This window comes from Propionicimonas paludicola, assembly GCF_002563675.1.
GTDB lineage: Bacteria > Actinomycetota > Actinomycetes > Propionibacteriales > Propionibacteriaceae > Propionicimonas > Propionicimonas paludicola.
Genome location: NZ_PDJC01000001.1, coordinates 419,440 through 441,749 on the forward strand (window position 1 = coordinate 419,440; position 22,310 = coordinate 441,749).

Below are 22,310 nucleotides of genomic sequence, written 5' to 3' on the forward strand. Positions count from 1 at the left end.
CCGTGACCACACACACCCGCGCGGCAGGGCGGGGAGCCCTCGTCGAGTACGCGTCACGACACTGGCGTGACTGGGCTGTCACCACGGCGGCCTTCGTGCTGGCGCTGGTCATCGGGGCGATCTTGATGATCGCTGCCGACCCGCAGGTGTCCGCGAACTTCGCCTACCTGTTCACCGCTCCGCAGCTCGCGCTCGGGAGCGCGTGGGCCAAGGTATCCGGCGCCTACGGAGCGTTGGCCGTCGGGGCACTCGGCAGCCCGCAGGCACTTGCACTGACGAGTTCTAAGGCCGCCCCCCTGATCTGCGCAGGCCTTGGCGTGGGACTAGCCTTCCGAGCCGGCCTGTTCAACATCGGTGCACAGGGTCAGGCAGTCTGGGGCGCGGTGACCGCGGCGTGGATCGGCTTCACCTTCGAGCTGCCCTATGGCCTGCACCTGCTGGTCGCAGTCGTCGGTGGCGTCGCGGCCGGTGCGGTGTGGGGTGGCATCGTAGGTTGGCTGAAGGCGAAGACCGGCGCCCACGAGGTGATCGTGACGATCATGATGAACTACATCGCGTCGGGCATGCTCGCGTTCCTGCTGACCACAACAGCTTTCCGGCGACCTGGACGGGAGGACCCGATCTCTCCAGAGGTGCACGCCACCGCTGCGTTGCCGTCCATTTTCGGACAGTTCCACCTGGGGTTCGTGCTCGCCATCGCCGCCGCGGCCGCCGTCTGGTGGCTGCTCGAGCGATCGACGACCGGTTTCTCGATCCGCGCGGTCGGAGCCAACCCACACGCCGCGAGCACCGCGGGCATGAGCGTGGCCACGACAACCGCGATCACGATGACCCTCGCGGGTGCCCTTGCAGGCCTCGCCGGCATCCAATTCGCGCTGGGCCCGAGCGCCAATGGCGCGCCCGTCCCGCTCACGCTGGGTCTGGTCGGCACGGTGGGCTTTGACGCGATCACCGTTGCCCTACTGGGACGCTCGCGTCCAGTCGGCATCGTGTTCGCCGGGTTGCTGTTCGGCGGCCTGGACGCTGGGGGCCTGGCCATGCAGAGCGTCGCGCAAACACCCCTGACGCTCACCATGGTGCTTCAGGCCGTGGTGGTGCTGTTCGTAGCGGCGCCGGCGCTTGTCGCGACTGTGCTGCCGTTCTTGAAGGGCCGCCGGCTGAAGCCGAGCGCCACACTCACGGGAGGCCAGGCATGAGCGCGTCCATCTCGGCACCGGCAGAGGTGGTCACCCACGTCCACCTCGAGTCGCCGGACGCCCGCCGGGCACGGCTGTCGACTGGCTGGCTGATCGTTGCGGCGGGCGTGGGCCTCCTTGTGGCGTCCTTCAGCGCCGGGGTCACGGCGACCTTTACGCTCTCCGACGCCTTCGACACCGTCCAACTGCCCAGCGTGGCCCTTCCCGCCGGGCCGGTGGTCCTGCTCACGGCACTGCTATGCCTCGCCGCTGGAGGCGGTCTGGTGTCGGGACGACTCTCGCGCGGCTGGCGCCGAGCGGCCGGTGTGATAGCCGGCCTGTCAGTGGTCGTGGGTTTCCTGAGCTGGGCTGCGTCCAGCAGTACGCTGCCGTTCCCGGTGAGTAACCAGCTCGCAGGCACGGTGGCGCTGGCCACCCCGCTGATGCTCGGCTCGCTGGCCGGTGTGGTCGGCGAGCGCGCTGGCGTTGTCAACGTCGCCATCGAGGGCCAGTTCCTCAACGCGGCATTCACCGCAGCAGTTGTCGGCTCGCTGACCCGCTCGATTCCCGCAGCTCTGATCGGCGCGGTGCTCGCTGCCGCGCTCACCGGCTTGCTGCTCGGCCTGTTCGCGATCAAGTACTTGGTGGATCAGGTGGTGCTGGGCGTCGTGATCAACCTGCTCGCCTCCGGTCTCACAGGCTTCCTGTTCGATCAGCTCGTGCAGCCCAACTCAACCGCGCTGAACGCCTCGCCGATCATGACCGCGATCCCGTTAGGGCCGCTGGCCAGCATCCCGCTGGTCGGGCCGATCCTGTTCGACCAGACGATCCTGGTGTATCTCGCGGTGATCTCTGTGGCCGTGGTGTGGTTCCTGCTCTACAAGACTCGGTGGGGCCTACGCGTGCGTGCCGTCGGTGAGCATCCGAGAGCGGCCGATACTGTCGGCATCTCGGTGACCGCCGTGCGGTGGCAAGCGGTGCTGGTCGGATCGATTTTCGCTGGCCTGGGCGGGGCGTTCTTCACCGTGGGTTCCACCGGCACGTTCGTCAAGGACATCACCGTCGGCAACGGGTTCATCGCGCTTGCCGCCCTTATCATGGGGCGCTGGCATCCGGTGTACGCGGCGCTGATGGGCCTGTTCTTCGGGTTCGTAACCCAGATGGCGTCCCAGCTGCAGACGCTATCGACACCGGTGCCCAGCCAGTTCCTCCTGCTGCTGCCCTACGTTGCCACCATCATCGCCGTTGCCGGCCTGATCGGACGAACTCGGGCACCCGCGGCCGACGGAACGCCCTACATCAAGTGACCGGCATCGACTGGGACGAGCTGCGCGGGCGCGCCCGCGAGCTCGCCGCACGTGCGTATGCCCCGTACTCGAAGTTCCCGGTCGGTGCGGCCGGCCTGACCGAGGACGGACGGGTGGTCGCCGGCTGCAACGTCGAGAACGCCGGCTACGGGGTGGCCTTGTGCGCCGAGTGCGGGCTGGTCTCCGAACTGGTGGCCACCGGCGGCGGACGCCTGGTCGCGGTCACCTGCTGTAACGGCAATGGCGATCAGCTGATGCCCTGTGGCCGCTGCCGCCAGCTGCTGTGGGAGCACGGCGGTGCCGGTCTGCTGGTGGACACCCCGAAGGGCATCCTGCCCATGGACCAGGTGCTGCCGCAGGCTTTCGGCATCGAAGACCTGCGGGAAGTGGTGGGGGAGGTCTAGTGGCGGTCTCGCTGGAGCTGTGCCGGGCCGTTCCGAAGATCGCCCTGCACGACCACCTGGACGGCGGGCTGCGCCCAGCCACCATCGTCGAGCTGGCCGCCGAAGTGGGCCATGTCCTGCCCGAAACCGATCCGGAGGCGCTGGGCCGCTGGTTCTTCGCGGCCGCCGACTCCGGGTCTCTGGTGCGCTACCTGGAGACCTTCGCGCACACCATCGCGGTGATGCAGACCGCCGATCAGCTGCGTCGGGTGGCGAGGGAGTTCGTCGAGGACCAGGCCGCCGACGGCGTGATCTACGCCGAGGCGCGCTGGGCTCCCGAGCAGCATCTGGCCGGCGGGCTCAGCCTGACCGAGGCGGTTGCTGCGGTGCGTGACGGTCTGGCCGAGGGTGTGGCGGCTGCCGCCGCTTCCGGCCGGACGATCATGGCCCGGCAGATCGTGACGTCGATGCGGCACGCCAGCCCGACGACCGAGATCGCCGAGCTGGCCGTGGCCTTCCGCAACGACTCGGTTTGTGGCTTCGACATCGCCGGTGCCGAGGACGGATTCCCGCCCAGCCGCTTCGTCGAGGCCTTCGACTACCTCAAGCGGCACAACTTCGAGTTCACCATCCATGCCGGTGAGGCCTTCGGACTGCCCTCGATCTGGGAGGCGGTCCAGCTGTGCGGGGCATCCCGACTGGGCCATGGCGTCCGGCTGATCGAGGACGTGGCCGCCGACGGCAGCCTGGGCGAGCTGGCCAGCTACGTCCGCAACCGGCGGATCGCGCTGGAGCTGTGCCCGTCCTCGAACCTGCAGACCGGCATTTGCGCCACCATCGCCGAGCATCCGTTCGGACGGCTGGCCGAGCTGGACTTCCGGGTCACGGTCTCCTGCGACAACCGGCTGATGAGCGCCACTACGTTGAGTCGGGAGTATCACCTGCTCAGCGAGGCCTTCGGCTACAGCATGGACGACCTGCGCCGATTCAGCCGCAACGCGGCCAAGAGTGCCTTCCTGCCCTGGGATCAGCGGCTGGGCCTCATCCGACGGGTCGAGGACGAGTTCAGCGCACTGGCCGGTTGAGCGGCAGGAGTTGGTTCATCGTTCACCTAACCGTGAACCGTAGTTGGCGGGTTGGCTGACTGGGCTACCTAGCTTTTCGGTGTGAGTTCCGCCGACCCGACCGCAGCGACCATGAAGGTCGCCCTGCTGGCCGATACCGATGGACGGTGGAAGTGGGCGGCCCGGTTGGCGGCGCGACTGGCGGCGGAGCCCGAGATCCTCGGCTACCAGTTGTGGACGCACGAACTCCCGAGCCACCGGCAGTTGCTGGAGGCTGGAGTGCGGCCCGAACAGGTGCGCCAGCTCACCCCGTCCGGGCTGCTGGAGGCGCTCGCGACCGATCTGCCCGACATCTTGGTGGTGGCCGCCCCGGGTGGGGGCTGCCAGGCCGTCCTGCAGCTCCTGGCGGCGGCCCGGCTCGAGCCGCGTCCGCTGGTGCTCACCGGCTACGTCGGCGTCGTCTACGAGAACCCGGTGGACGGCCTGCTGCTGCGCGCCGGTTCAGACCTGATCGGTGTGAACAGCCCGGCCGACCTCGAGCAGTTCGCCGGGGTGCTGACCAGTGTCGGCGCCCGTCCGGAGTCCTTGGTACGCACCCAGTTGCCCTTTCTCGAGGACCCGGCTCCGCGGACGCCGAGCGGCCGGTTCGCTGTGACCTTCGCCGGTCAGCCCGGCGTTCCGACCAGTCGGGCCGAGCGTCAGCACCTAGTGCAGCGACTGGCCGACCACGCTCGCCGGCATCCCGAGCGGGATGTTCTGGTGAAGCTACGCAACGTGCCGGGCGAACTGGCCACCCATCCCGAGCCGTACCCCTACGACGAGCTGATTCGCGGCCTGGGTAGCCAGCGTCCGGCCAACCTGAAGGTGATCGGCGGCTTGATGAGTCGGGCGCTGAGCCGCACCGACCTGCTGGTCACGGTGAGTTCGATGGCGGCTGTCGAGGCGATCCATGCCGGGGTGGCGGCCGCGGTACTGACCGACTTCGGGATCCGCGAGTCGCTGGGGAACACCTACTTCTTGGGCTCCGGGCTGCTGGCCGGGTTCGATGAGCTCGACCGCGGGCTGGTACCGACGGTGAACCTCGACTGGGCCCGGCAGCGGGGCGTCCGAGAGCTCCATGACGACCTGCCGGGGCGGGTGGTTCAGGCGCTGGCCGAGCCGCGCGGGGAACTGGTTCCCTTCTACAACCTGACCAATGCCAGCGGCCTCCTGCCACGGCTACTGGCCGGCTACGGAGTCGGCCCCGACGGTCGCCCACTACCGGCCCGGACCACGTCGGTGCTGCGCAAGGCGGTGCGCAGCGGTGCCCGCGGGGTCTACCGGCACGGCACCACCGTGATCGGGCCGGCGCTGCGACGACTGGCGGCGCTATGACCGCCCGCCTGGTCCGCACTACCGACCTGCACCCGGCGGCACCAGCCGCCGGCTCCCATCGATTCGACGTGGTGACGGGCGGCGGAGGTATGAGCTTGGCCGCCCGTCACCAGAAGCCCGGCTTCGGCCGGCGACACCCGGCCGCCACCCGGCGACCTGCACACCCCGCTGGGACCCTCCCGCGGGACCTCAGGAAGGACGAGTTGTGAGTGCTGCCAGTTCCAGATTGCGTCGGTTCGGAGATCGCCAGGTCGGCCCCGGCGAGCCCGTCTACGTGATTGGTGAGATCGGGATCAATCACAACGGTGAGCTGTCGAACGCGATCGCCCTGATCGATCAGGCCAAGGCCGCCGGCATGGACGCGGTGAAGTTCCAGAAGCGGACCCCGGAGATCTGCACCCCGCGGGACCAGTGGGATATCGAGCGAGAGACTCCCTGGGGCCGGATGACCTACATCGAGTACCGGCATCGCGTCGAGTTCGGTGAGGACGAGTACCGGGCCATCGACGAGCACTGTCGCGAGTTGGGCATCGACTGGTTCGCCTCCCCGTGGGACGTGCCGAGTGTCGAGTTCCTCAATCAGTTCAACCCGCCGGCCCACAAGATCGCCTCGGCCAGCCTCACCGACGACGAGTTGCTGCGAGCCGCTCGCGCCAGCGGGCACACGGTGATCCTGTCGACCGGGATGTCCACCCCGGATCAGATCCGGCACGCCGTCGAGGTGCTCGGCAGCCGCAACACCGTCCTGCTGCATGCCAACAGCACCTACCCGGCCCCGCCGGAGCAGCTGAACCTGCGGGTGATCAACTCGCTGATGGCCGAGTACCCCAACGTCCCGATCGGCTACTCCGGCCACGAGGTCGGCCTGCAGTCGACCCTGGCCGCGGTGGCCCTGGGCGCCTGCGTGATCGAGCGGCACATCACCTTGGACCGCGCCATGTGGGGCTCGGACCAGTCCGCCTCGGTCGAGCCGGAGGGGATGCGTCGCCTGGTCCGGGACATCCGGGTGCTGGAGTCGGCTCTCGGTGACGGCATCAAGCAGGTCTACCCCGGAGAGCTGGCCGCGATGAAGAAGCTGCGCCGGGTCGCCGGCGACAAGGCCGCGCTGGACGGACCGGAGCGGGCGGCATGACCCGCGACACGCTGGGCCTGGTGGAGAGCCCAGCGCAGTTCCTGCACCTGCTGGAGTGGTGCTACGCCGAGCGTGCCGCCGACCGGACCAGGGCGATCGTGCTCGCACCGCGGCAGCCGCACGCGACCGCCCAGCTGCGCGAGCTGGCCGAGTTCGCCACCGAGGAGGGGCTGGACGTCGAGTGGCGTGAGCCGCGGGCGTCGGCCATGGCCTTCGCGGGCACGCTGCGCCAGCTGTGGCGGCCGATGACCAAGGCCCGGCGACTGGTGATCGGAGATCCCTTCTCGGGCCTGATCCAGACTCTGTTGCCGGCAACTCGAGCCCAGCAGTTGGTCGTGGTCGACGACGGCACTGCCACCATGGAGTTCGCCGCTCAGTACGCCGCCTCCGGCGCGCTCCGCCGGTGGGACTCTCGGCCCTCGGCGATGGATCTGCCCCGGTCGGTGCTCGGCCAGCAGGCCCGACGGATCCTGGCCGGCGGCAAGCTGCGGCTGTTCACGGTGATGCCGATCGCCGGCGTCCCGGCCAGCCGGATCCAGCACAACCGCTACTCCTGGCTGCATGGACGGTTCGCGCCGCCTCAGGTGACCGGCGGAGTCGACGTGATCGGCTCCTCGCTGGTCGAGTCGGGGGTGGCCGACCGGGCCGCGTATCTGCACCGGGTGGCTGCGATCGCCAGCACGTCCGGTGCCCCCGGACGCTACCTGGCACACCGCCGCGAGGATCCGGAGAAGCTGGCTGAACTGAGCCGCGCCACCGGGCTGCGGGTGGTGCGGCCGCAGCTGCCACTCGAGATCGAACTGCGTCGGGGGCCCGTGGCCAGGCGCGTGGTGAGCTTCCCGTCCTCGGTCGGCTACACGCTGCCGGTGGCGCTGGGTGGGCTGCCGGTGCACTACCAGTTCGAGCCCGTGCCCGAGGAGATGCTCGGGGTGGGCGTCACTCAGCGGGCCAGGGAGTTCCTGGACAAGATCTCGACGGACCTTCGCAATGCCCGGCTGTGGGTGCCGGAGTCGAGCCCGCTCAGTGCTTCGGCGTGAAGACCGGCATGAGCCCGTTGAAGGTGATCGTCCAGCCCATGCCGTGCGCAGCGATATAGCCAATGCCCAGCGCGACTGAGCCGAGCACGATCGCGAACAGCAGGTAGGCGACCAGCCGTCCGATCAGGTTCGGCTTGACGATCACGCCGGCTCCGTGGACTTCGGCGTCCCCGCCGATGCCCCAGGCCAGTGCCCGGATTCCGGCGGCGAACAGGGTCGGCAGGCCGGCCCCGAGAACGATGGCCACCAGCAGCACCCGCCAAGCGCCGTCCAATGCAGCGAGTAGTTGCTCCATCAGTGGGTACCTCCTGCGACCGGGGCGGCGTCCTTTTCGGCGCGATCCTTCGGCTCTTCCCAGGCGTCGTTGACGTTGTGGTGGCTGATCGGATCACGCTTGGAGTGCCACCACATGTAGAGAGCGGCGGCGCACATGATGGCGAAGACGACGAAGGCGCCCGCACCCTGGCCGAGGAGATGGCCGATCCACCACATGCCGGCGCCGACCAGTCCGGCCAACGGCAGCGTGGTCAGCCAGGCCAGCGCCATCCGGCCGGCCACGTTCCAGCGGACGGCTGCGCCGCGGCGGCCCAGGCCGGAGCCAAGGATCGAACCGGTGCAGACGTGCGTGGTGGACAGCGCGAAGCCGAGCTGGCTGGAGGTCAGGATCACCGCGGCGGACGCGCTCTCGGCGGCCATGCCCTGCGGCGAGGAGATCTCGACCAGGCCCTTGCCCATGGTCCGGATGATCCGCCAGCCGCCGATGTAGGTGCCCGAGGCGATCGCGAGGGCACAGGCAAACTTCACCCACAGTGGAATGTCGGTGGTGGACGTCCAGGCGCCGTTGGCGATCAGGGCCAAGGTGACCACGCCCATGGTCTTCTGCGCGTCGTTGGTGCCGTGCGAGAGCGAGAGCAGCGAGGCGGTGAAGATCTGGCCCCAGCGGAAGCCGGCCTCCTGGTAGCGCCGGGCCACGCCTTGGGTGAGTTTGAAGACGAGTTTGGTGCCGATGTAGGCGACGACGATGGCGATGGCCGGCGAGAGCAAGGCGGGTAGCACCACCTTGCCCACCACTCCGTCGAGGTGATAGCCCTCACCGACCCACTTGACGCCCTGCCAGCCCATCGAGGCCACGGTGGCTCCGATCAGTCCGCCGAACAGAGCGTGCGAGGAGCTGGACGGCAGCCCCCACAGCCAGGTGAGGATGTTCCAGATGATGGCTCCGGCGAGGCCGGCCATCAGAATCAGCAGCAGGCCGTGGCCGTCGTCGGCCATCAACTCCGGCTTTGGACTGCCGTCGGGGTTCTGGATCCGGATCACCGCATTCGTGACCGTCACGGCAACCTCGACCGACAGGAACGCGCCGACCAGGTTCAGGACTGCGGACAGGCTGACCGCAGCCTTCGGGCTGAGCGCGCGGGTGGCGATGGAGGTGGCCATTGCGTTAGCCGTGTCATGAAAGCCGTTGGTGAAGTCGAAGGCTAATGCTGTGACAACAACTAGCGACAGGAGTATGAACTCAGGGGTCACACTGATCATGGTAAGGGCAGCCGGGCTGTATTCCGAAAGCGGTCAATGGCTAGCCTCTCAGTTCCCGCTCAGCTGCGCTGGGAGCGGTATCGTCCGCTCGTCCGGGCGGATAACCGGCGACCGATAAGATGGTCCATCGTGAGTTCCCGCATCCTGGCAGCAGTTGCCTGGCCCTACGCCAACGGCCCTCGTCATATCGGTCACGTCTCCGGCTTCGGCGTCCCCTCGGACGTCTTCGCCCGCTACCAGCGAATGGCCGGCAACCAGGTGCTGATGGTCTCCGGCACCGATGAGCACGGCACGGCCATCCAGGTGCAGGCCGACAAGGAGGGCCTCACCCCGCAGCAGACCGCCGACAAGTATCACCAGGTGATCGCCGAGGATCTGCAGGCGCTGGGCTGCTCCTACGACCTCTACACCCGCACCACCACGCTGAACCACCGCGCGGTCGTCCAGGAGCTGTTCCGGACGCTGCACGACAACGGCTACGTGGTCGCCCAGACCGAGATGGGCGCCATCTCGCCGTCCACCGGACGCACCCTGCCCGACCGCTACATCGAGGGCACCTGCCCGGTGTGTGGCTATGACGGCGCCCGTGGCGACCAGTGCGACAACTGTGGACGCCAGCTCGACCCGATCGACCTGATCAACCCCAAGTCCCGGATCAACGGCGAGGTGCCAGAGTTCATCGAGACCGAGCACTTCTTCCTGGATCTGCCGGCGCTGGCCGGGGCCCTGGGGGAGTGGCTGGCCACCCGCACCGACTGGCGTCCGAACGTCATGAAGTTCAGCCTGAACCTGCTCAAGGAGCTGCGTCCCCGGGCGATCACCCGCGACCTGGACTGGGGCGTCCCGATCCCGCTGGAGGGCTGGGAGGACGCGTCCATGAAGCGGATCTACGTCTGGTTCGACGCGGTGGTCGGCTACCTGTCGGCTGCGGTCGAATGGGCGCAGCGCTCCGGCGATCCGGACGCCTGGAAGCTGTGGTGGCAGTCGAGCGAGGCGAGCTCGTACTACTTCATGGGCAAGGACAACATCACCTTCCACTCGGTGATCTGGCCGGCCATCCTGCTGGGCGCCAATGGCTCCGGCGACAAGGGCGGACACGGCTCGGCGTTCAGCCCGCTGAACCTGCCCACCGAGGTGGTCTCCTCGGAGTACCTGACCATGTCGGGCTCGAAGCTGGCTTCCTCGCGCGGCCACGTCATCTACGTCCGCGACTTCCTGGCCGAGTTCGGCCCGGACGCGCTGCGCTACTTCATCGCGGTCAACGGCCCGGAGAACCAGGACACCGACTTCACCTGGGAGGAGTTCGTCCGGCGCAACAACTTCGAGCTGGCCAATGAGTGGGGCAACCTGGTCAACCGGTCGATCTCGATGGCGCACAAGAACGTCGGGGCCATCCCGGTCGCCGGTGAGTTGACCGAAGCCGATCAGGCCCTGCTGGACGCGTCCAAGGCGGCCTTCGACGTGGTCGGCGACCTGTGGGGCCGCTGCAAGTTCAAGCAGGCCACCACTGAGGCCATGCGGGTGGTCTCGCTGGCCAACAAGTACATCTCCGATCAGGAGCCGTGGAAGCTGAAGGACGATCCGGCCCGCCGCGACACCGTCCTGCACGTGGCGCTGCAGGTGGTCTCGGACGCCAACACCCTGCTCACCCCGCTGTTGCCGCATGCGGCCCAGAAGATCTTCGAGGCCCTCGGCGGCCAGGGAGTCTGGGCGGCTCAGCCGGAGCTGCGCACGGTCAGCCAGGAGGGCGGCCCGGACTACCCGGTGCTGACCGGCGACTACGTCAATCAGCAGGCGGTCTGGGCTTCGCGTCCGATCGTCGCGGGGACGCCGCTGGCCAAGCCGACGCCGCTGTTCACCAAGCTGGACGAGACTCTGGCCGAGACCGGCCCGTCCTGGGCTCCGATCGGCTGAGCCTCCAGGCGGGCGCTGGGGTCAGCCGAGGTGGGCGATCGCGGCGCGCATCGACATCGGGGTGAAGCCGGCGTCCATGGCCTTGCGGCGCAGCGCGGGTTGCGCCTTGCGCAGCGCCCAGCCGCGGCGGATGGCGATCAGCGGGGGCTTGCGCTTCTTGGCGAAGTCCCGACGCAACCGCAGCAGGTAGACCAGGCCGGCCGGACGATCCAGGTAGATCGGCTCGACGTCCAGCCCGGCGACTCGGCAGTGGGCCAGGAACTCGATGGCGAAGATGCCTTCCACAGTGAGGCAGTGGCATCCGTCCAGGTGCACCCGGTGGCTGCCCACCCGGCGGCTCTCGGTGATCGAGTAGTCCGGGGCCACCAGCTCACCGGTGGTCAGCAGCTCCTGCAGCCCAGCCAGCGCACCGGCCGCGTCCCAGGAGGCCGGATCGTCCCAGTCGGGGATGCCCAGGTTCGTGCTCGGCATGTCGGGGTGGTCGGCGTCGAAGTAGTAGTCGTCCAGCCGCAGAGTCGGGCAACCGGCGGCCAGCGCCAGGCGCGACTTTCCGCTGCCCGACGCGCCGGCGATCAGGATGATCCGAGGGGTCGTGCTCACAGGCCCAGCGCTCGAGCCATCTCGTCGCGCGCCTGCGACATCAGGGTGGACGCCTGGGCCCGGTCGGCGGCCAGGTCGGCCCCCGGTGCCAGCGCGACCTGCAGGTAGCACTTCAGCTTCGGCTCGGTCCCGGACGGACGGACGACCACGCGCACCCGCCGCCCGCTGAACAGCACGCCATCGGTGGGCAGCAGGTCGGCGCTGCCGCGGGCCAGATCGACGACCTCGACCGGCTCACCGGCCAGCGCCGCGGGCGGAGCCTGCCGGATCCGGGCCATGGCTGCGGTGATCAAGCTGAGATCGGAGACCCGGAACGACAGCTGCGAGGTCAGGTGAACACCGTAGTCAGTGGCGATCTGATCGAGCCGCTCGGCGATGCTGGAACCGTCCGCCTTGAGCCGGGCGGCCAGAGCCAGTACCCGCAAGGCCGTGGTAATTCCGTCCTTGTCGGGGACGGCGGCCGGGTCGGTGCAGTAGCCGATCGCCTCTTCGTAGCCGAAGACCAGTCCGGGCACCCGTCCGATCCACTTGAAGCCGGTCAGGGTGGTCTGGAACGGCTGGCCGTGGGCGGCGGCCATGGTGGCGAGCAGCGTGCTGGAGACCACCGAGCAGGCGTAGACCCCGGCCGTGCTGCGGCGCAGCGCATCGTCGGCCAGCAGCCAGCCCAACTCGTCCCCACTGAGCATCCGCCAGGTCCCGGCGAACGGCGCGGCGATGGCGCAGCGGTCGGCGTCGGGATCGTTGGCGATGGCGATGTCGGCCTCGACCGTGCGGGCCAGTGCCAACGCCAGGTCGATCGCTCCCGGCTCCTCGGGGTTGGGGAAGGCGACGGTCGGGAAGTCCGGATCGGGCTGCTGCTGCTCGGCCACCTGGTGCGGGGCCGGGAAGCCGGTGGCCGCCACCAGCTGGTCGACGATCGCGCCGCCGACGCCGTGCATGGCCGTGTAGACCCAGTTGAGCTCCCGCGGGGTCGCCGGATCGACCAGCGAGGCCGCGCGGGCCAGATAGCCGGCCACCAGGTCGTCCCCGATCATCCGGTAGTCGTCGCTGCGCGGGATCTCGGCCAGCGGACGGGCAGCTGCCGCATCGATCCGGGCTGCGATCTCGGCGTCGGCCGGCGGCACGATCTGGGAGCCGTCACCCAGGTAGACCTTGTAGCCGTTGTCCTGCGGCGGGTTGTGCGAGGCCGTGACCACCACGGCCGCGGCGCAGGAGAAGTGCCCGATCCCGAAGGCGACCACCGGCGTGGGCAGCGCCCGGTCGCACAGCAGCGGACGCAGCCCGGCGCCAGCCAGGATCTCGGCGGTGTCCTTGGCGAAGACCGCGGAGTTGTGCCGGGCGTCGTGACCGACGACCACCGGGGAGCCGGCCAGGCCCTGATCGAGCAGGTACAGCGCCAACCCGGCGGCGGCCTGGCTGACCAGCACCCGGTTCATCCGGGCGGGGCCGGGGCCGAGTCGTCCACGCAGCCCGGCGGTGCCGAACTCCAGACGTCCGGCGAAGGCGGAGGAGAGCTCGGCCTCGGCGGCGGCATCACCGGCCTCGGCCCGCTCCAGCAGCCCGCGCAGCTCAGCGGCGGTGGCCGGGTCCGGATCGTCCCGCAGCCAGGCCTGGATCAACTCGTGCGACATGGTGAACCCCTAGAGCCGTTCCAGCAGCCCGGCCAGGAGGCCGCGCAGCCGGGGCTCGGCAGCCTTGCCCGCGGCGATCACTTCGGAGTGGTCCAGCGGGGTCGGCGAGATGCCGGCGCCCAGGTTGGTGACCAGCGAGATGCCGAGCACCTCGAGCCCCGCCTCGCGCGCCGCAATGGTCTCCAGCGTGGTCGACATGCCGACCAGGTCGCCACCGAGCACCTTGGCCATCCGCACCTCGGCCGGAGTCTCGTACTGCGGCCCGGGGAACTGGACGTAGACGCCCTCGGGCAGCCCGGGATCGACCTGATGGGCCAAGTCGCGCAGTCGCGGCGAGTAGGCCTGGGTGAGGTCGATGAAGGTGGCTCCGGTCAGCGGGGTGGCCGCGGTCAGATTGATGTGGTCGCGCAGCAGCACCGGGGTGCCCGGGCCCCACTCGGGGTTCAGGCCGCCACAGCCATTGGTCAGCACCAGGGTGTCGGCACCGGCGGCGGCCGCCGTCCGGACGCCATGGACGACTGCGGCGACGCCGCGTCCCTCGTAGTAGTGGGTGCGACCGCTGAAGAAGGCGGCCACCTTGCCGGCCGAGGTCCGGGCCAGCCGCAACGTGCCGCCGTGACCGGCAACGACCGGCTTGGCGAAGCCGGGCAGTTCGGCCAGCTCGACCTCCCCGATCGTCTCGCCGAGCTCGAGCGAGGCACCCGACCAGCCCGATCCGAGGACGAGAGCGAGGTCGATCTTGGTGAGATTGAAGCGGCTGAGCAGGGTCTGGGCGGCGTGTTCAGCCAGCTGTGCGGGTTCGTTGGTCGCGGTCACCCCACGATGATAACGACGCCTGGGCTCGATGGCTCCTTGGCGGAGTCAGCCCTGCGGATCGGCGGTGTCCGGCTCGGTTTCGTCGGGTTCATCGGCGAGCTCCAGCAGGCTGCGTCGCCGCCCGGGTTGCAGCGCAGTCGCGACGGCCAGAGCGATCAGCAGCCCGACCAGCAGCAGCGCCTGCCCCAGGTGGACGAGTGGTCGTGGCCCGGTCACGTAGGCCAGCGCCATCGTGGTGGCTCCGGCGATGCCGAGGATCCCGGACCCGGTCAGGGTCAGCCGCGAACGCCGTCCGGCCGGTCGGGCCCGCATTGCCAAGATCCCGAGCGCAGCCGCCAACGACACCGAGATCGGCAGCATCGCCAGCTCGAGAAGCACCGACTGTGCCGGGGTGGCTTCAGGCAGTCCGAGGATCACCATGGCGATGCTGACCACCACGCCGGCGATCGCCACGGCGATCAGGCCGGCTCGCAACAGGTCGGTGCGCAGCGCCGGCGGACGGGGGTTGCTCATCGGCTCGGAACCGGCGCCGTCGACTCCCGCACCACCAAGGTGGTGGCCAGGGTCAGGTGAGACTCCTCGAGCTCGGCGCCCTCGAGCAGCCGCAGCAAGGTCTCCATGGCGAGTCGGCCCATCTGGTACAGCGGCTGCGCGATCGTGGTCAGCGGGGTCCGGAACTGGCTGGCATCCGGGACGTCGTCGAAGCCAACCACCGAGAGATCCTCCGGTACCCGCAGACCGAGCTCGTTGGCCACTTCGATCGTGCGAATCGCAGTCAGGTCGTTGGCGGCGAACACCGCGGTCGGTCGATCAGGACGATCCAGCAGCGCGCGGGCCGGGGCCGTGGCCGAGTCCGGACGGAAGCCGCCGATCTCGATCAGCGTCGGGTCGACCGGGATGCCCGCTGCCTGGAGCGCGCGGCGGTAGCCCGCCTCGCGCAGTTGAGCCGAGTTGAGGTCGGGGCGTCCGGCAAGCATGGCGATCCGCCGATGGCCGAGGCTGAGCAGGTAGTTCACCGCTAGTTCGGCGCCGGTGAGGCTGTCGGAATCGATGGTGGGCATCGAGCTCGAACCGGCGTGTGGATCCAGTGCCACCACCGGGATCCGGTAGTCGGGATCGGAGACGGTCGGCGTGACCAGCACGGCCCCGTCGATCAGCGTCCCACTCAGCCGGGCCAGCGAACGAAGCTCCCAGCCGTAGCGTGGGTCCGGCCCGATCCGACCCGAGTAGGCGAGCAACTCGTAGCCGCTGCCTTCGGCGGCCTGGCCGAGGCCCTTGAGCAGCTCGGTGCTGAACGGCTCGAACTCGGCCACCAGCACGCCCAGCACGCCGGTGCGCTGAGAGCGCAGGCTGCGGGCACCCAGACTGGACTCGTAGCCCAGTTCGGCGATCACCCGGCGGACGTGCTCAGCGGTGCGCTCGGACACGCCGTAGCGGGCGTTGATCACCTTGGAGACGGTTGAGACCGACACCCCCGCCGAGCGCGCCACATCGACGATGGTCGCATTCACGCGGGTGGGCACGAGCTGAGTGTAAGCCCGCTGAGCAACGATATCGATAACGTTTCCCAATTCATCAGGAAGCAGTTATCGGTCGAAGATCGACTGGCCTAGTTCGCCGCGCAACTCGGGTCGGACAGCAGCGGTCCGAACGCGAGCCCGGCCGCCCCCACCATCAGCAGGTCCGATCCAAGAGCAGCGGGAGTGATCTGCACCCCCTCCAGTGACGGAGCGAGTGCGGCGGAGGCGATGCTGCGCCGCAATGCCTGGGGATCGTAGCTGTGCAGGGCCGCCAAGAAGCCGCCCAGCGCGATGACCTCCGGGTTGAACAGATTCACCGCGGCGCCCAGCGCCGTCCCCAAGTGGGTGAGCTGACGTCCGACCACTTCGGCGACTGCAGGGGAGTGGTCGGCGAGTAGCCGCTCCTCCAGCTGGCCGGGTTCGGCGCGGGGCAGGCCCAGCGCCTTCTGCAGCTCAGCCCGAGTGACCTCGGCCTCGAGGGTGCCCCTGATTCCGGCCGAGTCGACCACGGGTGCGTCGGAGACTCGGACGTGGCCGAGCTCGCCGGCGTAACCGCTGGCCCCGCCCAGAAGCGTCCGGCCGGTGATCACCCCGGCACCGATGCCGGAGGCGCCGCCGTTGACGTAGATCACGTTGTCGTGCTCTCGGCCGGCCCCGAACTCGTGCTCGGCCAGCGCCCCCAGGGCGGCGTCGTTGGCCACCAGCACCGGGTAGCCGGTTGCCGCGCTGAGCGGCTCGGCGAAGGGATCGTCATGCCAGTTCAGGTGCGGCGCGTTGCGGACCAGTCCGTCACCGGTCCGGACCTGACCGGGTACCGCGACACCGATCCCGGCCACCAGCAGGCCGTCCAGTTCCACCTGCATTCCAGCCAGGACGGACGCGGTGATGGTCACCGCCTCCGAGGCGCTGGGAATCCGGTCGTACTCGTGGCGGATCACTCGGCGGACGTTGCCGTCCAGCCCGACCAGGCCGATGGTGAGCATGTCGATCTCGGGGTTGACCGCGATCGCGGTCACCTCGGGACGAACCGCCACCACCGGGGAGGGGCGACCGACCTGACCCATGGTGGCCGGCTCATGCTCGGAGACCAGCCCCAGCGACACCAGGTCGGACACCAAGCTGGCGATCGTCGACCGGTTCCGGCCGGTGCGCTTGCTCAGCACTGCCCGCGACGCGGGCCCGTCCCGGTAGAGGATGCCGAGGATGGCAGCCAGGTTCGTCCGTCGCACGTCCTCGGTCGTGCCTGCCACGCTCACGATGACACCTCCCGCATCAGAAGTCCGGGCAGGCCCGATTCGCTACGAAGACTATCGGCTCAGCGGCCTCCTCGGCGCTTGTTGATGAGGTCGAAGGCGACGGCCAGGAGGAGGACGAGTCCCTTGATGGCCATCTGCCAGGCGGCGTCGACCGAGAGGATGGACAGGCCCATGTTGAGCACGCCCATGACCAGGCCGCCGATCATGGCTCCGGTGACGGTACCGACGCCGCCTTGGACGGCTGCGCCGCCGATGAACACGGCTGCGATGGCGTCCAACTCGTAGTCCTTGCCGGCGGAGGCGACTGCGCTGCCGGCACGGGCGGTGGAGACGACGCCGGCCAGGGCGGCGAGCACACCGATGTTGACGAACAGGGCGAAGTTCACTCGCTTGGTCTTGACGCCGCTCATGATGGCGGCGAACAGGTTGCCACCCATGGCATAGATGTGGCGTCCGAACACCGACCGGTTGAGCAGGAAGTTGTAGCCCAGGATCAGGGCGGCCAGCAGGATCAAGATGATCGGGGTGCCGGAGTAGTTCGCCAGCTGCCAAGCGATACCCAGGATCGCCACGACGGCGGCGATGATCTTGCCCCAGAACGGGATGGCGCTCTCAATCGGCAGACCGAGCTTCTTGCGTCCGGCGCGCGAGCGGTTGAGGAAGAACACCAGCAGGATGCAGGACGCGATCGCGAGCACCATGGTCAGCACGTCGGTGGTGCCGATGCTGCCGAGCCAGGAGGGGAGCCAGCCGGCGCCGATGGCGACGAACTCGGCGGGCAGGCCGCCGATGGTGCCGCCGTGCAGGAAGATCAGGGTGAGGCCACGGAACAGCAGCTGACCGGCCAAGGTGGCGATGAACGCGGGGATGCCGACGAAGGCGACCCAGAAGCCTTGCCAGGCGCCGACCAGGGCACCGACCAGCAGCGAGATGATCACGGCGATCCACCAGGGCAGGTGCCATTCGCTCATGGCGAGGGCGGCCACGGCGCCGACCATGGCGACCACGGAGCCGACCGACAAGTCGATGTGGCCGGCGATGATCACCATGACCATGCCGATCGCCAGGATCAGCACGTAGGAGTTCTGCTGGATCAGGTTGTTGACGTTGCCGGGCAACAGCAGGCGTCCACCCGTGAGCACCTCGAACAACAAGATGATGACGACCAGCGCAGCCAGAATGCCGTACTGGCGGAAGTCCACCGCGAGGTTGCGGGAGGTCTCAGCGGCCTTGCTGGGAGCCGGGGTAGTCGGAGCCGGAGTGCTCATCGCAGAGCTTCCTTTCCTGCGGTCATGAGGTACATGAGGTTTTCCTGGGTGGCCTCCGAACGCGGCACATCACCGGTGATGGCGCCCTCGGAGATCGTGTAGATGCGATCACAGATGCCCAGTAGTTCGGGCAGTTCGGAGGAGATCATGACGACGGCCTTGCCTTGGTCGGCCAGGGCCTGGATCAACCCGTAGATTTCGTATTTGGCGCCGACGTCGATGCCGCGGGTGGGCTCGTCGAGGATCAGCACATCAGGTCCGGCAGCCAGCCACTTGGACAAGACCACCTTCTGCTGATTGCCGCCGGACAACCGACCGACCACTTCGGACACGCTCGGGGTCTTGATGTTCATGCTGCGTCGGTACTCATCGGCGGTCAGGTACTCGCGGTTGCGATCGATGACCCCCCACTTGGCGAACTTGGCCAGTGCCACGGCAGTGATGTTGGTGCTGATCATCCCGATCAGATTCAACCCGTACCGCTTACGGTCCTCGGTCACATAGGCGATCCCGTTCGCCACCGCCTCGTCCACGGTGGCGGTACTGATCTCCTTGCCGTCCTTGAAGACCCGGCCGGAGATGTTGATGCCCCACAGCTTTCCGAACAGGCTCATGGCCAGTTCGGTACGGCCGGCGCCCATCAGGCCGGCGAAGCCGACGATCTCGCCGGCATGGACGTTGAAACTCGCGTGATCGACAACCACTCGTGAGGTGTCGACCGGGTGATACACAGTCCAGTCCTCGACTCGGAACCGCTCTTCACCGATGTTCGACTCGTGGCTGGGGAAGAGGTTGTTCAGTTCGCGGCCGACCATGGACTTGATGATTCGGGCCTCGGTGGCGTCGGGGCCGCGCATGTCGATGGTCTCGATCGTCTTGCCGTCACGGATCACCGTGACCCGATCAGCGATCCGACGGATCTCGCGCAGCTTGTGCGAAATCATGATGCAAGTGATTCCGTGATCACGCATGCCGGCGATCAGGTCGAGAAGGTGATTGGAGTCTTCGTCATTGAGGGCGGCAGTGGGCTCGTCCAGGATCAGCAGGGAGACGTCCTTGGCCATGGCCTTGGCGATCTCAACCAGCTGCTGCTTGCCGACACCGATCTCGTAAATCTTGGTTGAGGGGTTCTCATCGAGGCCGACGCGCTTGAGCAGCGCCGCAGCCTGGATGGACGTCTGGTTCCAGTCGATGACGCCGCGGGTCGCGCGTTCGTTGCCCAGGAAGATGTTCTCTGCGATCGACTGCAGCGGGTTCAGCGCCAACTCCTGGTGGATGATGACGATCCCGGCCGACTCGCTGGAGTTGATATCGGCGAAAGTCGCCTCAACCCCATTGAACTCGATCGTTCCCGAGTACGTGCCGTGCGGGTGCACCCCGGACAACACCTTCATCAACGTGGACTTACCAGCGCCGTTCTCACCACAGATCGCGTGGACCTCGCCGCGGGCGACCTCCAGGGAGACCTGATCCAGGGCGCGGACACCGCCGAAATCCTTGGTGATCTCATGCATCCGCAGGATCGGTTCGTTCTCAACCATGCTTCACCTCATGACTCTTGAAGATGGACACACCAGTGGGGTGACGGTGATTCTCGCACCGTCACCCCACCGGCTAGATGTCACAGACCGACGTCGGCAGCCTTGAGGAAGCCGGAATCGATCAGCTTGGACTGAACCTGGTCCTTGGTGACGACCTCGGGCTCGATCAGGTACGAAGGAACAACCTTCACACCATTGTTGTAGGTCTTCTCGTCATTGACGTCGACCTTCTCGCCCTTGGTGATCTGCTGGATCATCTTGAACACCTGGGCACCCAGCTTGCGGGTGTCCTTCCAGACGGTCATGGACTGCTCGCCAGCCAGGATCGCCTTGACGTTGGCCTTGTCGCCATCCTGACCGGTGATGATCGGCCAGTCGGTGCCGACCTTGTAGCCGGCCGACTTCAGCGAAGCCTCGATGCCGATTGCCAGGGAGTCGTTGGGGGACAGCACGGCCTGGACCTTCTTGCCACCGGCGTAGAAGGAGGACAGACGGTTGTCCATCTCGGACTGAGCGTTGGCCGACTTCCAGCCCTGGATGCCGATCTTGGTCCACTCGTCGTTGCTCTTCGGAGCCTTGCCACTGGGGACCACGAGGGTGCCCTTGGTGACGTAGGGAAGCAGAACATCCCACGCGCCGGAGAAGAAGAACTTCGCGTTGTTGTCGTCGGGGCTACCGGCGAACGGCTCGAAGTTGATCGGAGCAGAAGCGGAGTCCAGCTTGAGCTGGTCCTTCAGGAAGTTGCCCTGCAGCTGGCCGACCTTGTAGTTGTCGAAGGTGGCGTAGTAGTCGACGTTCGGGCTGCCGTTGATCAGGCGGTCGTAAGCGATGACCTTGATCTTCTGCTTGGCCGCAGTGTCGAGGACCGGGCCGAGCGCGGTGCCGTCAATGGAAGCGATGACCAGAATCTTGGCGCCGCCGGCGATCTGATTCTGGATCTGGCTGATCTGCTGATCAACCTTGTCATCGGCGTACTGAAGATCAACGGTGCACTTGGCCTCTTCCAGCTGCTTCTTCAGCTGCTCGCCATCGTTGATCCACCGCTCCAGGCTCCGGGTCGGCATCGTGATGCCAACATTGCATCCGGTCGCGGCACCGCCGGTGCCACCGGCCGCGCTGCACGCGCCCATCGAAAGCACCATAGCGCCGGCCGCGGCCAATGCGATGATGCGGGACTTGTGCGACATATGTCCTTCCTCTCTGAATGATCTTGTCGCCGATTGCCCCAAATGGCACAGCTGTGTGACCGTCGGGGGCGCATGGTTGACGGGCAACCATTTGTCGATGACGGCAACATAACTTCGCACGAGGTGGGGCGGCAAGATCGACGCATAACAATCTGGTAACTGATCTGGTCACGGTGATAGCGCTCTCGCTGAGGCGGAGAGCGTTTTCGGTCCGGGGGCTCTCCGAGCCGCTCGGACGGGGCTGGGCGAGAGGCCTTGCGGGGCCGTGGATGCGATGGACAGCGACGGGCCTCTGCGATAAGTTGTATCCCACAACATTCCTCAACGACGAGAGATCGGATGTCTTAATGACTCTCACTCCAACTCCTGCTGACAAGTTCACCTTCGGCCTGTGGACGGTCGGCTACAACGGTGGCGACCCCTTCGGTGGACCGACCCGGGCCCCGCTGGACGTGGTGCACGTCATCGAGAAGCTGGCCTCCTTCGGTGCCTACGGTCTGACCTTCCACGATGACGATCTGTTCGCCTTCGGCTCCACCGATGCCGAGCGTCGCACGCAGATCGACCGGCTCAAGGCTGCCTGTGAGGCCACCGGGCTGAAGACCCCGATGATCACCACCAACCTGTTCAGCCAGCCGGTCTTCAAGGATGGTGGCTTCACCTCCAACGATCGCGCTGTGCGTCGCTTCGCGCTGCGCAAGGTGCTGCGCAACATCGACCTGGCCATGGAGGTCGGCGCTCAGACCTTCGTCATGTGGGGTGGCCGTGAAGGCGCCGAGTATGACGCGGCCAAGGACATCCGCTCCGCTCTCGAGCGTTACCGCGAAGCGGTCAACCTGCTCAGCGAGTACGTCCTGGACGCCGGCTACGACCTGAAGTTCGCGATCGAGCCGAAGCCGAACGAGCCCCGCGGCGACATCCTGCTGCCGACCGTCGGTCACGCGCTGGCCTTCATCAACTCCCTTGAGCACCCCGAGATGGTGGGCCTCAACCCGGAGGTCGGGCACGAGCAGATGGCGGGCCTCAACTTCCAGGCCGGCATCGCTCAGGCGCTGTACCACGGCAAGCTCTTCCACATCGACCTCAACGGTCAGCGCGGCATCAAGTACGACCAGGATCTGGTCTTCGGCCACGGTGATCTGCACAACGCCTTCGCGCTGGTCGACCTGCTGGAGAACGGTGGCCCCAACGGTGGCCAGGCCTACACCGGCATGCGTCACTTCGACTACAAGCCGTCGCGCACCGAGGACGAGAACGGTGTCTGGGAGTCGGCCAAGGCCAACATGCAGACCTACCTGCTGCTCAAGGAGCGGGCCAAGGCGTTCCGGGCCGATCCCGAGGTGCAGGAAGCCCTGGCTGCGGCCAAGGTGGCCGAGCTCGCGGTGCCGACCCTGGCCGAGGGCGAGGGCTACCGGGAACTGATCGCCGACACCGAGTCCTACGAGAACTTCGACTCCGGTGCCTACTTCAATGGTCACGGCTTCGGCTTCGTCCGACTCCAGCAGCTGGCCACCGAGCACCTGCTCGGCGCTCGCTGACCTGACCTACTCCAGAATCTCGGACGGCTTC

At 67.7% G+C, this 22,310-nt stretch carries 20 protein-coding genes; 9 read left to right on the forward strand and 11 right to left on the reverse strand.

Going from position 1 to position 22,310, the window contains the following annotated elements:
• Nucleotides 1-2: 2 nt before the first annotated feature.
• The 7 genes from ATK74_RS01905 to ATK74_RS01935 all read left to right on the forward strand — a co-directional run bounded on the left by ATK74_RS01905 (nucleotide 3) and on the right by ATK74_RS01935 (nucleotide 7,472).
• Nucleotides 3-1,196, forward strand: a complete 1,194-nt coding sequence (locus ATK74_RS01905; RefSeq protein ID WP_245840584.1) for an ABC transporter permease — start codon at nucleotides 3-5, stop codon at nucleotides 1,194-1,196.
• A complete protein-coding gene (locus ATK74_RS01910; RefSeq protein ID WP_098459462.1) occupies nucleotides 1,193-2,482 on the forward strand; it encodes an ABC transporter permease in 1,290 nt (429 codons plus the stop codon). Before ATK74_RS01905 ends, ATK74_RS01910 begins: the two co-directional genes overlap by 4 nt.
• Nucleotides 2,479-2,886 (forward strand): cytidine deaminase, encoded by a 408-nt coding sequence (locus ATK74_RS01915; protein ID WP_098459463.1) that lies wholly within the window; start codon nucleotides 2,479-2,481, stop codon nucleotides 2,884-2,886. The genes ATK74_RS01910 and ATK74_RS01915 overlap by 4 nt, the downstream gene beginning before the upstream one ends.
• Nucleotides 2,886-3,950, forward strand: a complete 1,065-nt coding sequence (locus ATK74_RS01920; RefSeq protein ID WP_098459464.1) for an adenosine deaminase — start codon at nucleotides 2,886-2,888, stop codon at nucleotides 3,948-3,950. The genes ATK74_RS01915 and ATK74_RS01920 overlap by 1 nt, the downstream gene beginning before the upstream one ends.
• 81 nt (nucleotides 3,951-4,031) lie before the next feature.
• The gene (locus tag ATK74_RS01925) at nucleotides 4,032-5,303 is read left to right on the forward strand and encodes a DUF6716 putative glycosyltransferase (protein WP_098459465.1); all 1,272 of its coding nucleotides are present in this window, start codon (nucleotides 4,032-4,034) and stop codon (nucleotides 5,301-5,303) included.
• A gap of 205 nt (nucleotides 5,304-5,508) precedes the next feature.
• Nucleotides 5,509-6,435 carry an N-acetylneuraminate synthase family protein gene (locus tag ATK74_RS01930; RefSeq protein WP_098459466.1) on the forward strand — a complete coding sequence of 309 codons (927 nt, stop codon included), beginning with the start codon at nucleotides 5,509-5,511 and terminating at the stop codon, nucleotides 6,433-6,435.
• Nucleotides 6,432-7,472, forward strand: coding sequence for a hypothetical protein (locus ATK74_RS01935; protein ID WP_098459467.1), 1,041 nt, complete (start codon nucleotides 6,432-6,434; stop codon nucleotides 7,470-7,472). Before ATK74_RS01930 ends, ATK74_RS01935 begins: the two co-directional genes overlap by 4 nt.
• On the opposite strand, the gene ATK74_RS01940 is transcribed toward ATK74_RS01935, so the two are convergent.
• A complete protein-coding gene (locus tag ATK74_RS01940; RefSeq protein WP_098459468.1) occupies nucleotides 7,456-7,767 on the reverse strand; it encodes a hypothetical protein in 312 nt (103 codons plus the stop codon). The two genes, ATK74_RS01935 and ATK74_RS01940, sit on opposite strands and share 17 nt — an antisense overlap.
• On the reverse strand, nucleotides 7,767-8,999 hold the full coding sequence (locus tag ATK74_RS01945; RefSeq protein WP_211283250.1) for an inorganic phosphate transporter: 1,233 nt from the start codon (nucleotides 8,997-8,999) through the stop codon (nucleotides 7,767-7,769). The genes ATK74_RS01940 and ATK74_RS01945 overlap by 1 nt, the downstream gene beginning before the upstream one ends.
• Before the next feature lie 138 nt (nucleotides 9,000-9,137).
• Here ATK74_RS01945 and metG point away from each other — a divergent pair, with 138 nt between their 5' ends.
• Nucleotides 9,138-10,922 carry a methionine--tRNA ligase gene (gene metG, locus ATK74_RS01950; protein ID WP_098459470.1) on the forward strand — a complete coding sequence of 595 codons (1,785 nt, stop codon included), beginning with the start codon at nucleotides 9,138-9,140 and terminating at the stop codon, nucleotides 10,920-10,922.
• Nucleotides 10,923-10,943: 21 nt separating this feature from the next.
• On the opposite strand, the gene ATK74_RS01955 is transcribed toward metG, so the two are convergent.
• The 9 genes from ATK74_RS01955 to chvE all read right to left on the reverse strand — a co-directional run bounded on the left by ATK74_RS01955 (nucleotide 10,944) and on the right by chvE (nucleotide 20,741).
• Nucleotides 10,944-11,522: a uridine kinase family protein gene (locus tag ATK74_RS01955; RefSeq protein ID WP_245840589.1), complete on the reverse strand. Its 579-nt coding sequence runs from the start codon at nucleotides 11,520-11,522 to the stop codon at nucleotides 10,944-10,946.
• Complete coding sequence (locus tag ATK74_RS01960) at nucleotides 11,519-13,153, reverse strand: phospho-sugar mutase (protein ID WP_098459471.1); 1,635 nt, start codon at nucleotides 13,151-13,153, stop codon at nucleotides 11,519-11,521. The genes ATK74_RS01955 and ATK74_RS01960 overlap by 4 nt, the downstream gene beginning before the upstream one ends.
• Nucleotides 13,154-13,162: 9 nt before the next feature.
• On the reverse strand, nucleotides 13,163-13,969 hold the full coding sequence (locus ATK74_RS01965) for a purine-nucleoside phosphorylase (RefSeq protein WP_245840591.1): 807 nt from the start codon (nucleotides 13,967-13,969) through the stop codon (nucleotides 13,163-13,165).
• A 45-nt stretch (nucleotides 13,970-14,014) separates the two neighbouring features.
• Nucleotides 14,015-14,482 (reverse strand): hypothetical protein, encoded by a 468-nt coding sequence (locus ATK74_RS01970; RefSeq protein ID WP_098459472.1) that lies wholly within the window; start codon nucleotides 14,480-14,482, stop codon nucleotides 14,015-14,017.
• Nucleotides 14,479-15,492 (reverse strand): LacI family DNA-binding transcriptional regulator, encoded by a 1,014-nt coding sequence (locus ATK74_RS01975; RefSeq protein ID WP_245840594.1) that lies wholly within the window; start codon nucleotides 15,490-15,492, stop codon nucleotides 14,479-14,481. The genes ATK74_RS01970 and ATK74_RS01975 overlap by 4 nt, the downstream gene beginning before the upstream one ends.
• 86 nt (nucleotides 15,493-15,578) lie before the next feature.
• The gene (locus tag ATK74_RS01980) at nucleotides 15,579-16,745 is read right to left on the reverse strand and encodes an ROK family transcriptional regulator (protein ID WP_211283251.1); all 1,167 of its coding nucleotides are present in this window, start codon (nucleotides 16,743-16,745) and stop codon (nucleotides 15,579-15,581) included.
• Nucleotides 16,746-16,804: 59 nt separating this feature from the next.
• Nucleotides 16,805-18,013: a multiple monosaccharide ABC transporter permease gene (mmsB, locus tag ATK74_RS01985; RefSeq protein WP_098459474.1), complete on the reverse strand. Its 1,209-nt coding sequence runs from the start codon at nucleotides 18,011-18,013 to the stop codon at nucleotides 16,805-16,807.
• A complete protein-coding gene (mmsA, locus tag ATK74_RS01990) occupies nucleotides 18,010-19,554 on the reverse strand; it encodes a multiple monosaccharide ABC transporter ATP-binding protein (protein WP_098459475.1) in 1,545 nt (514 codons plus the stop codon). Before mmsA ends, mmsB begins: the two co-directional genes overlap by 4 nt.
• An 80-nt stretch (nucleotides 19,555-19,634) precedes the next feature.
• Nucleotides 19,635-20,741, reverse strand: coding sequence for a multiple monosaccharide ABC transporter substrate-binding protein (gene chvE / locus ATK74_RS01995; protein ID WP_098459476.1), 1,107 nt, complete (start codon nucleotides 20,739-20,741; stop codon nucleotides 19,635-19,637).
• Nucleotides 20,742-21,088: 347 nt separating this feature from the next.
• On the opposite strand from chvE, the gene xylA reads away from it, so the two are divergent.
• Nucleotides 21,089-22,279 (forward strand): xylose isomerase, encoded by a 1,191-nt coding sequence (xylA, locus tag ATK74_RS02000; protein ID WP_098459477.1) that lies wholly within the window; start codon nucleotides 21,089-21,091, stop codon nucleotides 22,277-22,279.
• The last annotated feature ends 31 nt before the right edge of the window (nucleotides 22,280-22,310 follow it).

Bases quoted from the DNA above. Each gene is read 5' to 3' on its own strand.
- ATK74_RS01910 (WP_098459462.1), top strand. From the start codon at position 1,193: ATGAGCGCGTCCATCTCGGCACCGGCAGAGGTGGTCACCCACGTCCAC.
- ATK74_RS01935 (WP_098459467.1), top strand. From the start codon at position 6,432: ATGACCCGCGACACGCTGGGCCTGGTGGAGAGCCCAGCGCAGTTCCTG.
- ATK74_RS01940 (WP_098459468.1), bottom strand. From the start codon at position 7,767: ATGGAGCAACTACTCGCTGCATTGGACGGCGCTTGGCGGGTGCTGCTG.
- ATK74_RS01960 (WP_098459471.1), bottom strand. From the start codon at position 13,153: ATGTCGCACGAGTTGATCCAGGCCTGGCTGCGGGACGATCCGGACCCG.
- ATK74_RS01970 (WP_098459472.1), bottom strand. From the start codon at position 14,482: ATGAGCAACCCCCGTCCGCCGGCGCTGCGCACCGACCTGTTGCGAGCC.
- mmsB (WP_098459474.1), bottom strand. From the start codon at position 18,013: ATGAGCACTCCGGCTCCGACTACCCCGGCTCCCAGCAAGGCCGCTGAG.
- mmsA (WP_098459475.1), bottom strand. From the start codon at position 19,554: ATGGTTGAGAACGAACCGATCCTGCGGATGCATGAGATCACCAAGGAT.
- chvE (WP_098459476.1), bottom strand. From the start codon at position 20,741: ATGTCGCACAAGTCCCGCATCATCGCATTGGCCGCGGCCGGCGCTATG.
- xylA (WP_098459477.1), top strand. From the start codon at position 21,089: ATGACTCTCACTCCAACTCCTGCTGACAAGTTCACCTTCGGCCTGTGG.